The organism is Burkholderia ubonensis subsp. mesacidophila (assembly GCF_002097715.1).
Classification (GTDB): Bacteria; Pseudomonadota; Gammaproteobacteria; order Burkholderiales; family Burkholderiaceae; genus Burkholderia; species Burkholderia mesacidophila.
The window spans coordinates 559,157-577,744 of the sequence record NZ_CP020737.1; the positions used below are offsets into that span (position 1 = coordinate 559,157).

Sequence of the window (18,588 nt, forward strand, 5' to 3'; positions counted from 1 at the left end):
GATCGGCGTGCGGATGCGCAGCGAGACAAAAAAACGGCGCTGAAGACGTGCTTCAGCGCACCTCATCGAAGAGGTTAGCGCGACCAGCGACGCCAGGGCCAGGCTCCCCGGTCGATGCTGCTCAGACTCCGTTTTTTGTTCAGAAACATGCGGATGGAAGAATTAGATCAGACGGTTGGCCGGCCGGCGTTGTGCGCGGCGATCGCGCGAGCTGCGACCAGCAACGAGCCGACTATACCATCCGAATTTATCGTTTGTATAGCCTTGCCATGGTTGTAGCCGTACGGCACCGTCAGCGTCGCCATGCCCGCCGCGCGGCCCGCGAGCGCGTCGTTTTCCGAGTCGCCGATCGCCACCGCGACACCCGGCGCGACGCCGAGCGCATCGCACGCGGTCAGCATCGGCAGCGGGTCGGGTTTCTTGCGTGGCACGCTGTCGCCGCCGAGTACGATGTCGAAGCGGTCGATCAGCCCGTATTGCTCGAGCAGTTCGATCGCGAAGCGGTGCGGCTTGTTGGTCACGCACGCGAGCTTGATGCCGTCGGCGCGCAGCGCGTCGAGACCGGCCGCGACGTCCGGGTAGAGGCACGTGTGGCGGCCGTTGATCTTTGCGTATTCGGCCTGGTAGATCGCGAGCGCGTCGTTAAAGCGCGCGTGCGCTTCGTCCGCGGAAAAGCGCGGCTTCAGCACGCTCTGGATCAGATGCTCGGAGCCCTTGCCGACGTAGCCGATCACCTCGTCGCGCGACGTCGCCGGCGCATCGAGCTTCGCCAGCATGTGGTTCAGGCCGACGGTGAAATCGTCGGCGGTATCGACCATCGTGCCGTCGAGGTCGATCAGCGCCGCGTCGATGCGCGGCGCGGTGAAGCGGATCGGCGCGGCCGGCATAGGCGCGGCCGGCGTAGGCGCAGCCGCTTTCGCTTCAGGCAGGTTCGATTCGCTCACGCCGTCAGCTCCGCGCGACCGTTGCGAGCTGGCTGCGCATCTCGTCGATCACCTTGCGATAGTCGGGCTTGCCGAAGATCGCCGAGCCCGCGACGAAGGTATCCGCGCCGGCCGCCGCGATTTCCGCGATGTTGTCGGTCTTCACGCCGCCGTCGACCTCGAGCAGAATCTCGCGGCCGGTGCGCTCCGTGTAGGCGTCGATGCGCGCGCGCGTCTCGCGCAGCTTGTTCAGCGTTTCCGGAATGAACGACTGGCCGCCGAAGCCCGGGTTCACCGACATCAGCAGCACGAAGTCGAGACGGTCCATCACGTAGTCGAGATAGTTCAGCGGCGTCGCCGGGTTGAACACGAGGCCGGCCTTGCAGCCGTGATCGCGGATCAGCGACAGCGTGCGGTCGATGTGATCGGAGCCTTCCGGGTGGAAGCTGATCAGGTTCGCGCCCGCTTTCGCGAAATCGGGCACGATCCGGTCGACCGGGCGCACCATCAGGTGCACGTCGATCGGCACCTGCACGTGCGGACGGATCGCCTCGCAGACGAGCGGGCCGATCGTCAGGTTCGGGACGTAATGGTTGTCCATTACGTCGAAGTGGATCCAGTCGGCGCCGGCGGCGACCACGTTGCGGACTTCTTCGCCGAGCCGTGCGAAGTCGGCCGACAGGATGCTGGGAGCGATGCGGAATTGGGTCATGGCAGAGAGCGGGGACGGTGCGGCGCAAAACCGCCATTCTACCGCCGGGCGGCGGCGCGCGCGGTTGCGGGCCGCTGCTGCATGAAGCAGAATGCCGAACCAAAGCGGCGCGTCCGCGGCCCCGCGTCGCACGATGCTGGCGCGGGCCGGTCACTACCCAGTGGAATCACCATGAGTCAGTATCAGTTCACCGTGACGGTGAAAACCAGCTACTTGCCGGAACAATCCGACCCCGAACGCCGTCAATACGCATTCGCGTACACGCTGACGATCCGCAACAGCGGGCAGGTCGCGGCGCAGCTGATCGCGCGTCACTGGATCATCACGGACAGCGAGAGCCACGTGCAGGAAGTGAAGGGGCTGGGCGTCGTCGGCCACCAGCCGCTGCTGCAGCCGGGCGAGCAGTTCGAATACACGAGCTGGGCCGTGATCGCGACGCCGGTCGGCACGATGCGCGGTTCGTACTTCTGCGTTGCCGAGGACGGCGAGCGCTTCGACGCGCCGATCGACGAGTTCGCGCTGCACATGCCGCGCACGCTTCACTGAGCGCGCACGGCGCGGTGCGCTCAGCGGGACGGGCGGTCGTTGTTGCGGGCGTGCTTCTTCCGGCCCGAGGCTGTCCACGCGACGATGAAGATCAGCAAGGCGAGCGCGAGGAAGGCTTCCAGCGCGAAGATGAGCATCGGATATTGGTCGAGAAGATCTGACATGGCGGTTTCCATCAAGAACGAACATTGTATGTGGTTTGGGCCCCGGTTAGCGGGCTGGGCGGCGGCGGTCGCGACGGCGGCGCTGCTTGCAGCGTGCGGCGGCGCGCCGACACGGACGTCTTCCCTGAAGCCGCCGACCGGCGCGGCGATCGTGCCGGGGCAGGTCGCCGCCACGCGGCTGACGCCGGTCGCTTGGCAGCAGGTGCCGGGCTGGCAGGATGACTCGCTGATCGGCGCGACGGTCGCGCTGCGGCAGAACTGCGCGCGGCTGGCGCGCCAGGCCGCGTGGCAGCGCGCGTGCGCGGCGGCCGAGCGGCTCGACGAGCTCGACGTCAGCAGCGCGCGCGCGTTCTTCGAAACGTATTTCACGCCGTTCCAGTTCGCGAACAGCGACGGCACGCTCGACGGCCTCGTCACCGGCTATTACGAGCCGCTGCTGCGCGGCTCGCGCGTGCGGCGCGGGCCTTATCAGACCGCGCTCTACCGCTGGCCGGCCGGCTATCGCGCGGGCGCCGCGCTGCCGGCGCGGGCGCAGCTCGAGCGCGCAGGCATCCTGAACGGCAACGAGCTGGTGTGGGTCGACGATCCGATCGAGGCGTTCTTCCTGCAGGTGCAGGGCTCCGGGCGTGTCCTGCTCGACGACGGCTCGGTGATGCGGGTCGGTTACGGCGGCACCAACAACCAGCCGTACCGCTCGATCGGCAAGTGGCTGATCGACCGCGGCGAGCTGACGGCGGCCCAGGCGACGATGCAGGGCATCAAGGCGTGGGCGAAGGCGAACCCGACCCGCGTCGACGCGTTGCTCGACACGAATCCGCGTTTCGTGTTCTTCCGCGAGATGCCGTCGAAGGAAGACGCGCCGCATGGCGGCGCGGACGGTCCGGTCGGCGCGCTCGGCGTGCCGCTGACGCCCGAGCGTTCGATCGCGGTCGATCCGTCGGCGATTCCGCTCGGCACGCCGGTGTTCCTGCAGACGACGCGTCCGTTGACCAACACGCCGATGAATCGCCTCGTGTTCGCGCAGGATACGGGCAGCGCGATCAAGGGTGGTGTGCGGGCCGACTACTTCTGGGGGCTCGGCGACAATGCCGGCGACCAGGCGGGGCGGATGAAGCAGATCGGCAGGATGTGGCTCTTGTTCCCGAACTCGTGATGCACGCGGCGGGCAGGCGTCTTGCTGAAGTCGCCTGACGCACCGGGCCGGTTGACAAAGCCCGATCGTGTTCGACACACGATCGGGCTTTTTGCATTGGCGGGCGACGCCCGCGTCAACCCTTGCGCTTGTCGACGACCCGGCGCGCCTTGCCGACCGAGCGCTCGATGCCGTTGATCGGCAGCACGTTGATCACCGCGGTCACGCCGATCAGCGATTTGATGTCGTGCGCGAGCGCCTGCTTCGCCGCGTCGATCGTCGCCGTGTCCGGCGCGGTCTCGGGGCAGGGCTCGACGTTCAGCGTCAGCACGTCGAGCGGGCCCTCCTTCGTCAGCACGATCTGGTAGTGCGGCGCGAGCGCGCGCTGCCGGAGCAGCTGTTCCTCGATCTGCGTCGGGAACACGTTGACGCCGCGCACGATCATCATGTCGTCCGAGCGGCCGGTGATCTTTTCCATCCGGCGCATCGTGCGCGCGGTGCCGGGCAGCAGGCGCGTCAGGTCGCGGGTCCGGTAGCGGATGATCGGCAGTGCTTCCTTCGTCAGCGACGTGAACACGAGCTCGCCCAGTTCGCCGTCGGGCAGCACCTCGCCCGTTTCCGGATCGATGACTTCCGGGTAGAAATGGTCTTCCCAGATCGTCGGGCCGTCCTTGGTCTCGACGCATTCGGAGGCGACTCCCGGGCCGATCACTTCGGACAGCCCGTAGATGTCGACCGCGTCGATGCCCATGCGGCGCTCGATCGCTGCGCGCATGTCGTTGGTCCACGGCTCTGCGCCGAAGATGCCGATGCGCAGCGAGCTTTGCGCGGGATCGACGCCCTGCCGCTCGAACTCGTCGGCGATCGACAGCATGTAGCTCGGCGTCACCATGATGATGTCCGGACGGAAATCCTGGATCAGTTGCACCTGCTTCTCGGTCTGGCCGCCGCCGAACGGAATCACGGTCAGCCCGGCGCGCTCCGCGCCGTAATGCGCGCCGAGCCCGCCCGTGAACAGTCCGTAGCCGTAGCTGATGTGCACCTTGTCGCCCCGGCGCGCGCCGGCGGCGCGGATCGAACGGGCGACCAGATTGGCCCAGGTGTCGATGTCGCGCGCCGTGTAGCCGACGACTGTCGGCTTGCCGGTCGTGCCCGACGACGCATGGATGCGTGAGATCTGGTCCTGCGGCACGGCGAACATGCCGAACGGATAGCTGTCACGCAGGTCGCTCTTGGTGGTGAACGGGAAGCGGGCCAGGTCGGCCAGCGAGTTCAGGTCGTCCGGATGCACGCCCGCTTCGTCGAACTTGCGCCGATAGACCGGGGAATGCAGATAGGCATGCCGGAGCGACCATTTGAGGCGCTCGAGCTGCAGCGCGGTCAGCTCGTCGCGAGTCGCGGTCTCGATCGGCTCGAGCGGTAGCGGGGTAGTCATGCGTGTCTCCAGTGCTTGTTATATGTGCGGGCCGTTGCGTCAGCGGTCGTCCGGAATGACCGTGCCCTTGATCTGGGCTGACTTGCCGCGGAACATCGCAACCGTTTCGCCAGCCTGATTCGTGACGCGGATGTCGTAGATGCCGTAGCGGCCGTTGCGCGTCTGCTCGACTGCCTCGGCGGTCAGTATGTCGCCGCCGTGCACCGGGCGCAGGAATTCGATCGAGCAGCCGGACGCGACCGTGTTGAGGTTGTACGAATTGCAGGCGAACGCGAACGTCGAATCGGCGAGCGTGAAGATGAGCCCGCCGTGACAGATCTGATGGCCGTTCAGGAAGTCGGCCCGCACCGGCATGCGCATGCGCGCATAGCCGGGACGCACTTCGGCGAGCTCCATGCCCAGTGCGCGGCTGCACGCGTCCGCCTCGTACATTGCCTGCGCAGTGGCCCGTGCGAGCGCGTCGGGGCTGCGGGTTTCGGTGGAGCCGTTCATGTCAGCGCCCCTCGAAGCGTGGCGCGCGCTTCTCGATGAATGCCTTCACGCCTTCCGCGTAGTCGTGCGACTGGCCCAGCTTGCGCTGCAGGTCGCGTTCCAGGTCGAGCTGCTGATCGAGCGTATGCGTGATGCTTTCGCGCAGCGCCTGCTTGACCGAAGCGATCGCGAGCGTCGGTTGCTGGGCGAGTTGGGCGGCGAGCTGGCGGGCGGTCGCGACGAGGGCATCGTCGTCGACGGTGCGCCAGATCAGGCCCCATTGCTCTGCCTGTTCGGCGCTCAGCTTGTCGCCGGTCAGCGCGAGTCCGAGCGCGCGCGCCATGCCGACACGCTGCGGCAGGAACCAGGTGCCGCCGGAGTCCGGCACGAGCCCGATCTTGACGAAAGCCTGGATGAAACTGCTCGAGCGCGCGGCCAGCACGAGATCGCACGCGAGCGCGAGATTGGCGCCCGCGCCGGCGGCCGTGCCGTTGACGGCGGCGATCACCGGTATCGGCAGGCGCTGCAGACGCCGGACCAGCGGATTGAAATGCTCGTCGATCAATGCGCCGAGATCGGTCGACGCACCGGGCGTGAAATCGAGATCGGCGAGGTCCTGGCCGGCGCAGAAGCCGCGCCCCGCGCCCGTCAGGATCAGTGCGCGCGCTCCGCCGGATTCGACGTCACCAAGTGCCGACTGCAGTTCGCGATGCATCGCCCGCGTAAAGCTGTTCAGCTTGTCCGGACGGTTGAGCGTGATCGTCGCCACGCGGGTGGCCTGATCGATATCCAGCTGGATCGCCTGATATGACATGCAGTGTCTCCTTGATGACTCCGTTATAGGCGCGTCGCGCTTCGGTTACATCCGCTCGATCGCGAGCGCGATGCCTTGCCCGACGCCGATGCACATCGTGCAGAGCGCGAAACGACCGCCGGTGCGCTCGAGCTGGTAAAGCGCCGTCGTGACGAGCCGTGCGCCGGATGCGCCGAGCGGATGGCCGAGCGCGATCGCGCCGCCGTTCGGGTTCACGCGCGGATCGTCGTCCGCGACGCCCAGCGTCCGCAGCACCGCGAGCCCCTGCGACGCGAACGCCTCGTTCAGCTCGATCACGTCGAACTGGTCGATCGTCATGCCGAGGTGACGCAGCAGTTTTTGCACGGCCGGCGCCGGGCCGATGCCCATTACGCGCGGCGCGACGCCGGCGGTCGCCATGCCGACGACGCGCGCGCGGCGGCGCAGCCCGTACTGGTCGGCCGCTTCGGCGTTGGCGAGCAGCAGCGCCGCTGCGCCGTCGTTGACGCCCGACGCGTTGCCGGCCGTGACCGTGCCGTCCGGGCGCACGACGCCCTTGAGCTTCGCCAGCGCTTCCAGCGACGTCTCGCGCGGATGCTCGTCGCGCGACACGACGAGCGGGTCGCCCTTTTTCTGCGGGATCGTCACCGCGACGATCTCCTCCGCCAGCGTGCCGTCCTGCTGCGCGCGCGCGGCCTTTTGCTGGCTGCGCAGCGCGAACAGGTCCTGGTCGGCGCGGCTGATGCCGTAGTCGGTCGCGACGTTTTCGGCCGTTTCCGGCATCGAGTCGACACCGTATTGCTGTTTCATCAGCGGATTGATGAAGCGCCAGCCGATCGTCGTGTCGAAGATGTCGGCCTGGCGCGCGAACGCGGTCGCGGACTTGCCCATCACGAACGGCGCGCGGGTCATGCTCTCGACGCCGCCCGCGATCATCAGCCGCGCTTCCCCGGACTTGATCGCGCGTGCGGCGGAGCCGACCGCGTCCATCCCTGAGCCGCACAGGCGGTTGATCGTCGTGCCCGGCACGGCGGTCGGCAGGCCCGCGAGCAGCGCGGACATGCGGGCGACGTTGCGGTTGTCCTCGCCTGCCTGGTTCGCGCAGCCGTAGATCACGTCGTCGATCGCCGACCAGTCGACCTCGCGGTTGCGCTCGATCAGCGCGCGGATCGGCACCGCGCCGAGATCGTCGGCACGGACATCTTTCAAGGTGCCGCCGTAGCGGCCGATGGGGGTGCGAATCGCATCGCAGATGTAGGCGTCAGTCATGGGCGTATCGGTGGAAAGCGAGCCCGCCGCGCCGGGCGGCGGATTCGTTCATGGTAGAGGACGGCGCGACGTTTGCACGTCGGCCGTACGGGTTATGCCGTTTGGCCGGCTTCCGCAGGCGCGGCCTTCGGCGCAACATGGACACGGCTCTGCACCACGCGGAATCGGTTGGCGACGAATGCCGAGTCCGCAAGCGCCGCATTGGCGGCCGGGTTCGCACCCGTGCCGTGGAAGTCCGAGAACGCGGCGGACTGGTTGACGAACACGCCTCCCGTCAGGTTGATGGACAGTGCGACGCCGCCGCGCACCGCCGCATCGTGCGCCGCGTCGATCACGGCGTCGTCCGTGCTGTAGGCGGAGAGCGTGAGCGCGCCGTGTTCCGCAGCGATCGCGCCGGCGAGATCGAGCGACTGGGCCGTCGAGTCGGTCGCGATCACGAACGAGATCGGCCCGAACCATTCCCGCGTGAATTTCTCGCGGTCGGCGGCGTCGAGCTGGAGCACGAGCGGGGTGCGAACGCGTGCGTCGGGGAAGGCGGGGTGCTGCAGCGCCAGGCTGTCCGCGAGCACGCGGCCGAGCTTGCGTGCGTCGTCGATTCGCGCCGTGACGCCATCGTTCTGGATCGCGCCGATCAATTCGACCGAGCGCGCCGGGTCGCCGGTCAGCTTCTGCACCGCGACGGCGATCGCCTGCGCGACTTCGTCGAAGCTCGCGTGCCCGTCGGCGGTCCGGATGCCGCCGCGCGGCACGTAGATGTTCTGCGGCGCCGTGCACATCTGGCCGGAGTACAGCGACAGCGAGAAGGCGATGTTCTTGGCCGCGGCCTTCAGGTCGTCCACCGAGTCGATCACGATCTGGTTGACGCCGGCCTTCTCCGTATAGACCTGGGCTTGATGGGCATGCCGTTCGAGCCACGTGCCGTTCTGCGTGCTGCCGGTGAAGTCGATCAGCTTGATTTCCGGGCGGAGCGCGAGGTCCTGCACGAGGGCGCCGTCGTTCGGCTCGGTCGCGAGCAGCGTGACGACGTTCGGGTCGAATCCTGCTTCGCGCAGCACGTCGCGTGCGATCCGGACGGTGATCGCGAGGGGCAGGATTGCGCCCGGATGAGGCTTGACGATCACGGTATTGCCCGTCGCCAGATCGGCGAAGAGGCCCGGGTAGCCGTTCCAGGTCGGGAACGTGCAGCAGCCGAGCACGAGCCCGGTGCCACGCGGCACGATCGTGTAGCGCTTGTGCATCGCGAGCGGCGGGTTCTTGCCTTGCGGCTTTTCCCAGTGCGCATCGGCCGGGATGCGGCGCAGTTCGTCCCATGCGTACGCGACGGCCTCGAGCGCGCGGTCTTGTGCGTGCGGGCCGCCGGCCTGGAACGCCATCATGAACGCCTGGCCGGTGGTGTGCATCACACTGTATGCGATCTCGAAGCTGGCGCGATTCAGGCGCGCGAGGATTTCCATGCAGACGCCGATCCATGCGGTCGGGCCGGCCTTGCGCCACGCGGGCTGGGCCACCGCCGCCGCGGCGATCAGTGCATCGGGCGTCGATTTCGGGTACCGCACGCCCAGCCCGATGCCGTACGGCGACCGCTCGGCGCCGACCGTTTCGCCGGCCGCGGGCTGATCGAGCGCGAAGGTCTTGTCGAGGTGCGACTTGAATGCCGCTTCGCCGTCGGCGTTGGCGCTTTCCCCGTACACTTTGGGACTGGGCATTTCGACGAACGGGCTCCAGTAGCCGCGGCTCTCGATGGCGGCGAGTGCGTGCTTCAACGTGTCTTCGTGCTTCGTGAACAGTGCGTGGGTCATGGCGGCAGCCTGATGAACGTTAAGGGGAATTGGATCGATTAATTAACCGACCGGTTGGTCGGAGAATGTTAGCATCAATCTATTCGCATGTGCGAGGCGTTTCTCATTTCATTGATCGAGGAGAAATAGATGGCTTACGAGAACATCCTGGTGGAGACCCGAGGCCGCGTCGGCCTCATTACGCTGAACCGGCCGAAGGCGCTGAATGCGCTGAACGACGCGCTGATGGATGAACTGGGGGCGGCGCTCAAGGCGTTCGATGCCGATGACGGCATCGGCGCGATCGTCGTGACGGGCAGCGAGAAGGCGTTCGCGGCGGGGGCGGACATCGGCATGATGGCGACCTATTCCTATATGGATGTTTACAAGGGCGACTACATCACGCGGAACTGGGAAGTCATCCGTCAGATCCGCAAGCCGGTCATTGCTGCGGTTGCAGGGTTTGCGTTGGGCGGCGGCTGCGAGCTGGCGATGATGTGCGACATCATCTTCGCGGCGGACACGGCGAAGTTCGGCCAGCCCGAAATCAAGCTCGGCGTCATGCCGGGTGCGGGTGGCACGCAGCGTTTGCCGCGCGCGGTGTCGAAGGCCAAGGCGATGGATATGTGCCTGACTGCGCGTTTCATGGATGCGGCTGAAGCCGAGCGGGCGGGGCTGGTGTCCCGCGTGCTGCCGGCGGACAAGCTGCTGGACGAGGCCATCGAGGCTGCGACGACGATCGCCGAGTATTCATTGCCGGCGGTCATGATGGTCAAGGAGTCGGTGAACCGCGCATATGAGACCACGCTGGCCGAGGGCGTGCATTTCGAGCGCCGGCTGTTCCACTCGATGTTCGCGACGGAAGACCAGAAGGAAGGGATGGCGGCGTTCGTCGAAAAGCGGAAGCCGGTGTTCAAGCACCGCTGACGAGCGGTGATAGGGGATTCGGGGTGGAGCGTGCGCTGAGTCGATCATGCGTCAGCCGTAGCGGTAGCCCCTGATTCACCACCATCCAAGCCCCCGTGCGCGGCAGCGCACGGGGGCTTTTGAATTTATTTCACGAAACCCCTTGCGCGGAACGTAGGACGTGCCTAGAATCACGCCTCTTTCGCGCTAACGGCAACGCGGCGCGGAAGAGGGGAAGCGAAGCGGTTCGGGTGTCTGGGTTCAGGCGCCGGGGTCGCCGAGGAAGATGAACCCCGCAGTCGCAACGATGTAGTAAAAAAAGTTGTTGACGAACTGCGAAACAGAGTTCATAATCTCGTTTCTCTGCTGCTGACAACGCAGCGCTGCCGAGAAAGCGGTACTTCTCGCAGAAATGCTCTTTAAAAATTAACAGCCGATAAGTGTGGGCGCTTGATGACAGCGAGCCGATCCTTGGATCGGATTAGCAAAAGTATCAAGAGTCTCACACTAAAGTAAGTCAGGTTTATGAAGCAATTCATATTCCTGTCAGCTTTGAGTGAGCGACCGGTTCTACGGAACCGAAAACAGTAACAGGTTTGAACTGAAGAGTTTGATCCTGGCTCAGATTGAACGCTGGCGGCATGCCTTACACATGCAAGTCGAACGGCAGCACGGGTGCTTGCACCTGGTGGCGAGTGGCGAACGGGTGAGTAATACATCGGAACATGTCCTGTAGTGGGGGATAGCCCGGCGAAAGCCGGATTAATACCGCATACGATCTACGGATGAAAGCGGGGGACCTTCGGGCCTCGCGCTATAGGGTTGGCCGATGGCTGATTAGCTAGTTGGTGGGGTAAAGGCCTACCAAGGCGACGATCAGTAGCTGGTCTGAGAGGACGACCAGCCACACTGGGACTGAGACACGGCCCAGACTCCTACGGGAGGCAGCAGTGGGGAATTTTGGACAATGGGGGAAACCCTGATCCAGCAATGCCGCGTGTGTGAAGAAGGCCTTCGGGTTGTAAAGCACTTTTGTCCGGAAAGAAATCCTTGATCCTAATATGGTCGGGGGATGACGGTACCGGAAGAATAAGCACCGGCTAACTACGTGCCAGCAGCCGCGGTAATACGTAGGGTGCGAGCGTTAATCGGAATTACTGGGCGTAAAGCGTGCGCAGGCGGTTTGCTAAGACCGATGTGAAATCCCCGGGCTCAACCTGGGAACTGCATTGGTGACTGGCAGGCTAGAGTATGGCAGAGGGGGGTAGAATTCCACGTGTAGCAGTGAAATGCGTAGAGATGTGGAGGAATACCGATGGCGAAGGCAGCCCCCTGGGCCAATACTGACGCTCATGCACGAAAGCGTGGGGAGCAAACAGGATTAGATACCCTGGTAGTCCACGCCCTAAACGATGTCAACTAGTTGTTGGGGATTCATTTCCTTAGTAACGTAGCTAACGCGTGAAGTTGACCGCCTGGGGAGTACGGTCGCAAGATTAAAACTCAAAGGAATTGACGGGGACCCGCACAAGCGGTGGATGATGTGGATTAATTCGATGCAACGCGAAAAACCTTACCTACCCTTGACATGGTCGGAATCCCGAAGAGATTCGGGAGTGCTCGAAAGAGAACCGGCGCACAGGTGCTGCATGGCTGTCGTCAGCTCGTGTCGTGAGATGTTGGGTTAAGTCCCGCAACGAGCGCAACCCTTGTCCTTAGTTGCTACGCAAGAGCACTCTAAGGAGACTGCCGGTGACAAACCGGAGGAAGGTGGGGATGACGTCAAGTCCTCATGGCCCTTATGGGTAGGGCTTCACACGTCATACAATGGTCGGAACAGAGGGTCGCCAACCCGCGAGGGGGAGCTAATCCCAGAAAACCGATCGTAGTCCGGATTGCACTCTGCAACTCGAGTGCATGAAGCTGGAATCGCTAGTAATCGCGGATCAGCATGCCGCGGTGAATACGTTCCCGGGTCTTGTACACACCGCCCGTCACACCATGGGAGTGGGTTTTACCAGAAGTGGCTAGTCTAACCGCAAGGAGGACGGTCACCACGGTAGGATTCATGACTGGGGTGAAGTCGTAACAAGGTAGCCGTATCGGAAGGTGCGGCTGGATCACCTCCTTTCTAGAGCTATCTCGCACAAGTTGAGCGCTCACGCTTATCGGCTGTAAATCAAGACAGACTCAGGGGTCTGTAGCTCAGTCGGTTAGAGCACCGTCTTGATAAGGCGGGGGTCGTTGGTTCGAATCCAACCAGACCCACCATTGTCTGACGTGGAAACCTGGGGAAGTCTCTGTACATGGGGGCATAGCTCAGCTGGGAGAGCACCTGCTTTGCAAGCAGGGGGTCGTCGGTTCGATCCCGTCTGCCTCCACCAATCGCCAACGCCAAGTATTCAGCTTTGAGTATTTTGCATTGGCGATTGAGCCAGTCAGAGTGATATGAGTAACACCATATCGGCTGTCGTTCTTTAACAATCTGGAAGAAGTAAGTAATTTGGATAGCGGAAGCGTCTTTGAGATGGACGTGGAAACTATCCGGGTTGTGATTGTATCGATGTATCTCAAGATGATTCGGGTCTACTCCCTTCGGGAGTGGGGCCAGCGTAAGCGCTAAAGCGCTAACGCTGGACCGACATCAATTGGAATACGGCACAACGCGAGAACTCAACCTGTAACAGTCGTCGCAAGACAGACTCGTTATAGGGTCAAGCGAACAAGTGCATGTGGTGGATGCCTTGGCGATCACAGGCGATGAAGGACGCGGTAGCCTGCGAAAAGCTACGGGGAGCTGGCAAACGAGCTTTGATCCGTAGATGTCCGAATGGGGAAACCCGGCCCTTTTGGGTCATCCTAGACTGAATACATAGGTCTAGTGAAGCGAACGCGGTGAACTGAAACATCTAAGTAACCGCAGGAAAAGAAATCAACCGAGATTCCCAAAGTAGTGGCGAGCGAAATGGGATGAGCCTTGTACTCTTTATTTGTATTGTTAGCCGAACGCTCTGGAAAGTGCGGCCATAGCAGGTGATAGCCCTGTAGGCGAAAACAGTATGAAAGAACTAAGTGTACGACAAGTAGGGCGGGACACGTGAAATCCTGTCTGAAGATGGGGGGACCATCCTCCAAGGCTAAATACTCGTGATCGACCGATAGTGAACCAGTACCGTGAGGGAAAGGCGAAAAGAACCCCGGGAGGGGAGTGAAATAGATCCTGAAACCGCATGCATACAAACAGTCGGAGCCTCGTAAGGGGTGACGGCGTACCTTTTGTATAATGGGTCAGCGACTTACGTTCAGTAGCAAGCTTAACCGTATAGGGCAGGCGTAGCGAAAGCGAGTCCGAATAGGGCGTTCAGTTGCTGGGCGTAGACCCGAAACCAAGTGATCTATCCATGGCCAGGATGAAGGTGCGGTAACACGTACTGGAGGTCCGAACCCACTAACGTTGAAAAGTTAGGGGATGAGCTGTGGATAGGGGTGAAAGGCTAAACAAACTTGGAAATAGCTGGTTCTCTCCGAAAACTATTTAGGTAGTGCCTCGTGTCTCACCTTCGGGGGTAGAGCACTGTCATGGTTGGGGGGTCTATTGCAGATTACCCCGCCATAGCAAACTCCGAATACCGAAGAGTGCAATCACGGGAGACAGACATCGGGTGCTAACGTCCGGTGTCAAGAGGGAAACAACCCAGACCGCCAGCTAAGGTCCCCAAATATAGCTAAGTGGGAAACGAAGTGGGAAGGCTAAAACAGTCAGGAGGTTGGCTTAGAAGCAGCCACCCTTTAAAGAAAGCGTAATAGCTCACTGATCGAGTCGTCCTGCGCGGAAGATGTAACGGGGCTAAGCTATATACCGAAGCTGCGGATGCGAGCTTTGCTCGCATGGTAGGAGAGCGTTCCGTAAGCCTGCGAAGGTGCCTTGTAAAGGGTGCTGGAGGTATCGGAAGTGCGAATGCTGACATGAGTAGCGATAAAGGGGGTGAAAGGCCCCCTCGCCGTAAGCCCAAGGTTTCCTACGCAACGTTCATCGGCGTAGGGTGAGTCGGCCCCTAAGGCGAGGCAGAAATGCGTAGCTGATGGGAAGCAGGTCAATATTCCTGCACCATTGTTAGATGCGATGGGGGGACGGATCGCGGAAGGTTGTCCGGGTGTTGGAAGTCCCGGTCGCTGCATTGGAGAAGGCGCTTAGGCAAATCCGGGCGCAGGATTCAAGGGTGTGGCGCGAGCTCCTTAGGGAGCGAAGCAATTGGAAGTGGTTCCAAGAAAAGCCTCTAAGCTTCAGTCTAACGATGACCGTACCGCAAACCGACACAGGTGGGCGAGATGAGTATTCTAAGGCGCTTGAGAGAACTCGGGAGAAGGAACTCGGCAAATTGGTACCGTAACTTCGGGATAAGGTACGCCCTTGTAGCTTGACTGGCCTGCGCCAGGAGGGTGAAGGGGTTGCAATAAACTGGTGGCTGCGACTGTTTAATAAAAACACAGCACTCTGCAAACACGAAAGTGGACGTATAGGGTGTGACGCCTGCCCGGTGCCGGAAGATTAAATGATGGGGTGCAAGCTCTTGATTGAAGTCCCGGTAAACGGCGGCCGTAACTATAACGGTCCTAAGGTAGCGAAATTCCTTGTCGGGTAAGTTCCGACCTGCACGAATGGCGTAACGATGGCCACACTGTCTCCTCCCGAGACTCAGCGAAGTTGAAGTGTTTGTGATGATGCAATCTACCCGCGGCTAGACGGAAAGACCCCATGAACCTTTACTGTAGCTTTGCATTGGACTTTGAACCGATCTGTGTAGGATAGGTGGGAGGCTATGAAACCGGAACGCTAGTTTCGGTGGAGCCGTCCTTGAAATACCACCCTGGTTTGTTTGAGGTTCTAACCTTGGCCCGTGATCCGGGTCGGGGACAGTGCATGGTAGGCAGTTTGACTGGGGCGGTCTCCTCCCAAAGCGTAACGGAGGAGTACGAAGGTACGCTAGGTACGGTCGGAAATCGTGCTGATAGTGCAATGGCATAAGCGTGCTTAACTGCGAGACCGACAAGTCGAGCAGGTGCGAAAGCAGGTCATAGTGATCCGGTGGTTCTGTATGGAAGGGCCATCGCTCAACGGATAAAAGGTACTCTGGGGATAACAGGCTGATACCGCCCAAGAGTTCATATCGACGGCGGTGTTTGGCACCTCGATGTCGGCTCATCTCATCCTGGGGCTGTAGCCGGTCCCAAGGGTATGGCTGTTCGCCATTTAAAGAGGTACGTGAGCTGGGTTTAAAACGTCGTGAGACAGTTTGGTCCCTATCTGCCGTGGGCGTTGGATATTTGAAGGGGGCTGCTCCTAGTACGAGAGGACCGGAGTGGACGAACCTCTGGTGTACCGGTTGTCACGCCAGTGGCATCGCCGGGTAGCTATGTTCGGAAGAGATAACCGCTGAAAGCATCTAAGCGGGAAACTCGCCTTAAGATGAGATATCCCTGGGGACTAGATCCCCTTGAAGGGTCGTTCGAGACCAGGACGTTGATAGGTCAGGTGTGTAAGCGCAGTAATGCGTTCAGCTAACTGATACTAATTGCCCGTAAGGCTTGATCCTATAACAAGTCTGTTTTACAGAGCGGTTGAATGACCGCGATGTGCTGATACGCACAACCCAAGATTACTGCTTCTTCCCAGATTGGTCGCGCTGCGAAGCCGCGCGACAACCCTCTTTGCCTGATGACCATAGCGAGTCGGTCCCACCCCTTCCCATCCCGAACAGGACCGTGAAACGACTCTACGCCGATGATAGTGCGGATTCCCGTGTGAAAGTAGGTAATCGTCAGGCTCCCTTAGCCAGAAACCCCCGCCCATCCGGCGGGGGTTTTTGCATTTCCAGCGCCAGAAATATCTCCGACGACCGCGCGGCATTGCCGCCTATCGTTTCGCGTTCGGCGAAACCGCTCCGCACGCACGAATCACGAGCTGCACGACCTGCTCGGTTTTCTCCGCGAACGCCTTCTGCGTCAGCGCGCGCTTGCCGCTCAGCGCGCGGATCTGCGCATCGAAGTCCGCATAATGCTGGGTCGTCGCCCAAATCAGATACATTAGCGCCTGCGCGTCGATCGGCGCGAGCAGCCCGCGCGCGACCCAGTCGTCGATCACCTTCACACGCGTATCGAACCACGGCTTGACGCCAGAAGGCCTGTAGATTTCCCGGCCTTCTCGCGAACTGTCCGTTCGCCCCCCCATCTTCCTCGAAAGCGCGACACGATTTCTGGTCACGAAATCGACACTTCGCAGCCCACCTCCGCCGTAAAATCTTCCCATCCCCAATCCGCGTATAAAAACGATGAACGCCCCTACACAGATGGCCAGGGCCGTATGCCCTCACGATTGCCCGGATACGTGCGCGATGCGCGTAACCGTCGAAAATGGCAAGGCGCTCAAGGTATCCGGCGATCCCGATCATCCGCCGACACAGGGCGTGTTGTGCACCAAGGTCAGCCGCTACGCCGACCGTGTGCATCATCCCGATCGCCTGACCGTGCCGCTCAAACGCATCGGCGCCAAAGGAGAAGGGCGTTTCGTGCCGATCAGCTGGACCGACGCATTCGACGAGATCGGCCGCCGCCTCGGAGAGATCGCGAAGCGCGCGCCGGAAGCGATCGTGCCATACAGCTACGCGGGGACGATGGGGCTCGTGCAGGGCGAAGGCATCGCCCAACGGTTCTTCCACAAGCTGGGCGCATCCCGGCTCGAGCGCGCGATCTGCGCCGCCGCGGGCGCGGCAGGGCTGCGCTACACCTATGGCGGCAGTCTCGGGATGCACCTCGAATATTTCGACGAGAGCGAGCTGATTCTGATCTGGGGCGCGAACCCGATCGCGTCGAGCCTGCATTTCTGGACGCGGGCGCAGGAAGCGAAGCGGCGCGGCGCATATCTCGTTGCGATCGACCCGTACCGCTCGCTGACGGCGGAAAAGTGTCACCAGCACATTGCATTGCGGCCCGGCACCGACGGCGCGTTCGCGCTCGGCATGATGCACGTGTTGATCACCGAAAACCTGCTCGATCACGACTATATCGCCAGCCATACGGCCGGCTTCGACGCGCTCAAGGCGCGCGCGATGTCCTATCCGCCGGAGCGAGTTGCGCAGATCTGCGGTATCGACGCGTCCGAGCTGATCGACCTCGCGCGCCGCTACGGTGCCACCCGGAAAGCGTCGATCCGGCTCAATTACGGCATGCAACGCGTGCGAGGCGGCGGCAACGCAGTGCGCGCGATCGCCAGTTTGCCCGCGCTGACGGGCGCATGGCGCGACCGGGCGGGCGGATTGCTACTGTCTTCGTCGGAGTGGGCGCCGGTCAATCAGCCCGCGCTGTTGCGTCCCGACCTGATGCCGGGATGGCCGAACAAACTGCCGCGCATCATCAACATGAACGCCATCGGCGATGCACTGCTGCACCCGGGCGACGAGGCTTTCGGGCCGAAGGTCGAGGCGGTGATCGTCTACAACTCGAACCCTGTCGCCGTCGCGCCGGATTCGTCGAAGGTGGCAGCAGGGTTTGCGCGTGAGGACCTGTTCACCGTCGTTCTCGAACATTTCAAGACAGATACCGTCGATTTCGCGGACATTGTGCTGCCGGCGACCACCCAGCTCGAGCATCTCGACGTCCACAAGTCCTATGGCCATACCTATGTGATGGCGAACCTGCCGTCGATTCCGCCGGTAGGGGACGCGCGGCCGAACACGGAGATTTTCCGAGGCATCGCGCGCAGCATGGGGCTCGATGAGCCGGCGCTCTACCACAGCGACGAGGAGGTCGCGCGCGCGGCGCTCAGGTGGGACGATCCGACACTCGACAGCGATTGGGACACGCTGAAGCAGGCGGGATGGATCAAGCTCAAGCTGCCGGACGCGCCGTTTGCGAACGGCGGCTTCAGGACTCCGTCAGGGAAATGCGAGTTCTACAGCGCGCGGTTGGCAGAGATGGGGATGGACCCGGTGCCGGACTATCTGCCTCCGTTCGAGTCGGCCGAAGCGGCGCCGGAACTTGCAGCGCGCTATCCGCTCGCGATGATCTCGCCGCCGGCCCGGAATTTCCTGAACAGCACCTTCGTCAACGTCGACAGCCTGCGCAATACGGAGGGCCAGCCGCATCTCGACATTCACCCCGTCGACGCCGACGCGCGGGGGATCGCGGACGGCGACATCGTGCGCATCTTCAACGATCGCGGCTCGATGGAGGCGCGCGCACGGATCACCGACCGCGCCCGGGCCGGACTCGTGGTCGGCTTGTCGATCTGGTGGAAGAAATTGTCGCCGGACGGCCGGAACGCGAACGAGGTGACGAGCCAGGCGCTCACCGACCTGGGCAATTCGGCGACGTTTTACGACTGCTTGGTCGAGGTAGCGAGAATTTGACGGGAGATCGGTACGAGCATGTGCGCGCGTGCACCGGAAGTTCGAAGGGGGTGT

At 62.5% G+C, this 18,588-nt stretch carries 12 protein-coding genes, 2 tRNA genes, 3 rRNA genes and 1 pseudogene; 9 read left to right on the plus strand and 9 right to left on the minus strand.

Features of this window, described 5'->3' with window-relative positions:
• Nucleotides 1–167: 167 nt before the first annotated feature.
• Together B7P44_RS02665 and rpe are read right to left on the minus strand one after the other, a co-directional pair.
• Complete coding sequence (locus tag B7P44_RS02665) at nucleotides 168–887, minus strand: phosphoglycolate phosphatase (RefSeq protein ID WP_084900371.1); 720 nt, start codon at nucleotides 885–887, stop codon at nucleotides 168–170.
• A 61-nt stretch (nucleotides 888–948) separates the two neighbouring features.
• Nucleotides 949–1,635 carry a ribulose-phosphate 3-epimerase gene (gene rpe, locus B7P44_RS02670; RefSeq protein WP_084900374.1) on the minus strand — a complete coding sequence of 229 codons (687 nt, stop codon included), beginning with the start codon at nucleotides 1,633–1,635 and terminating at the stop codon, nucleotides 949–951.
• A 171-nt stretch (nucleotides 1,636–1,806) separates the two neighbouring features.
• Between rpe and apaG the strand changes: the two genes are divergently transcribed.
• Nucleotides 1,807–2,181, plus strand: coding sequence for a Co2+/Mg2+ efflux facilitator ApaG/CorD (gene apaG, locus B7P44_RS02680; protein ID WP_017333705.1), 375 nt, complete (start codon nucleotides 1,807–1,809; stop codon nucleotides 2,179–2,181).
• Nucleotides 2,182–2,201: 20 nt separating this feature from the next.
• On the opposite strand, the gene B7P44_RS37430 is transcribed toward apaG, so the two are convergent.
• Nucleotides 2,202–2,345: a hypothetical protein gene (locus B7P44_RS37430; protein ID WP_010092802.1), complete on the minus strand. Its 144-nt coding sequence runs from the start codon at nucleotides 2,343–2,345 to the stop codon at nucleotides 2,202–2,204.
• 28 nt (nucleotides 2,346–2,373) lie between these two features.
• On the opposite strand from B7P44_RS37430, the gene mltA reads away from it, so the two are divergent.
• Nucleotides 2,374–3,498, plus strand: coding sequence for a murein transglycosylase A (mltA, locus tag B7P44_RS02685; protein WP_231716646.1), 1,125 nt, complete (start codon nucleotides 2,374–2,376; stop codon nucleotides 3,496–3,498).
• A gap of 115 nt (nucleotides 3,499–3,613) precedes the next feature.
• Here the strand turns inward: mltA and paaK are convergent, their stop codons facing one another.
• The 5 genes from paaK to paaN form a co-directional block, all read right to left on the minus strand.
• Nucleotides 3,614–4,912: a phenylacetate--CoA ligase PaaK gene (gene paaK, locus B7P44_RS02690; RefSeq protein WP_084900380.1), complete on the minus strand. Its 1,299-nt coding sequence runs from the start codon at nucleotides 4,910–4,912 to the stop codon at nucleotides 3,614–3,616.
• A gap of 39 nt (nucleotides 4,913–4,951) precedes the next feature.
• Nucleotides 4,952–5,404 (minus strand): hydroxyphenylacetyl-CoA thioesterase PaaI, encoded by a 453-nt coding sequence (gene paaI, locus B7P44_RS02695; RefSeq protein ID WP_084900383.1) that lies wholly within the window; start codon nucleotides 5,402–5,404, stop codon nucleotides 4,952–4,954.
• 1 nt (nucleotide 5,405) lies between these two features.
• Complete coding sequence (paaG, locus tag B7P44_RS02700) at nucleotides 5,406–6,197, minus strand: 2-(1,2-epoxy-1,2-dihydrophenyl)acetyl-CoA isomerase PaaG (protein WP_084900386.1); 792 nt, start codon at nucleotides 6,195–6,197, stop codon at nucleotides 5,406–5,408.
• Nucleotides 6,198–6,242: 45 nt separating this feature from the next.
• Complete coding sequence (gene pcaF, locus B7P44_RS02705) at nucleotides 6,243–7,445, minus strand: 3-oxoadipyl-CoA thiolase (protein ID WP_084900388.1); 1,203 nt, start codon at nucleotides 7,443–7,445, stop codon at nucleotides 6,243–6,245.
• A 92-nt stretch (nucleotides 7,446–7,537) separates the two neighbouring features.
• Nucleotides 7,538–9,244 carry a phenylacetic acid degradation protein PaaN gene (gene paaN / locus B7P44_RS02710; protein ID WP_084900391.1) on the minus strand — a complete coding sequence of 569 codons (1,707 nt, stop codon included), beginning with the start codon at nucleotides 9,242–9,244 and terminating at the stop codon, nucleotides 7,538–7,540.
• A gap of 129 nt (nucleotides 9,245–9,373) precedes the next feature.
• On the opposite strand from paaN, the gene B7P44_RS02715 reads away from it, so the two are divergent.
• The 6 genes from B7P44_RS02715 to rrf all read left to right on the plus strand — a co-directional run bounded on the left by B7P44_RS02715 (nucleotide 9,374) and on the right by rrf (nucleotide 15,954).
• On the plus strand, nucleotides 9,374–10,150 hold the full coding sequence (locus tag B7P44_RS02715) for an enoyl-CoA hydratase (RefSeq protein ID WP_084900394.1): 777 nt from the start codon (nucleotides 9,374–9,376) through the stop codon (nucleotides 10,148–10,150).
• A 577-nt stretch (nucleotides 10,151–10,727) separates the two neighbouring features.
• Nucleotides 10,728–12,260 (plus strand): 16S ribosomal RNA (locus B7P44_RS02725).
• A 63-nt stretch (nucleotides 12,261–12,323) separates the two neighbouring features.
• Nucleotides 12,324–12,400: transfer RNA gene (locus tag B7P44_RS02730), tRNA-Ile, on the plus strand.
• Nucleotides 12,401–12,437: 37 nt separating this feature from the next.
• Nucleotides 12,438–12,513: transfer RNA gene (locus B7P44_RS02735), tRNA-Ala, on the plus strand.
• A gap of 328 nt (nucleotides 12,514–12,841) precedes the next feature.
• Nucleotides 12,842–15,723 (plus strand): 23S ribosomal RNA (locus B7P44_RS02740).
• A 118-nt stretch (nucleotides 15,724–15,841) separates the two neighbouring features.
• Nucleotides 15,842–15,954, plus strand: a 5S ribosomal RNA gene (gene rrf, locus B7P44_RS02745).
• Together the 16S, 23S and 5S rRNA genes with 2 tRNA genes alongside form the textbook arrangement of a ribosomal RNA operon.
• Before the next feature lie 89 nt (nucleotides 15,955–16,043).
• Here the strand turns inward: rrf and B7P44_RS35855 are convergent.
• Nucleotides 16,044–16,304: pseudogene (locus tag B7P44_RS35855) on the minus strand (TetR family transcriptional regulator C-terminal domain-containing protein); the annotation flags it as partial.
• A gap of 154 nt (nucleotides 16,305–16,458) precedes the next feature.
• Here B7P44_RS35855 and B7P44_RS02755 point away from each other — a divergent pair.
• Entirely contained in the window at nucleotides 16,459–18,534 is a 2,076-nt protein-coding gene (locus B7P44_RS02755) for a molybdopterin-containing oxidoreductase family protein (protein WP_084900399.1), read from the plus strand.
• The last annotated feature ends 54 nt before the right edge of the window (nucleotides 18,535–18,588 follow it).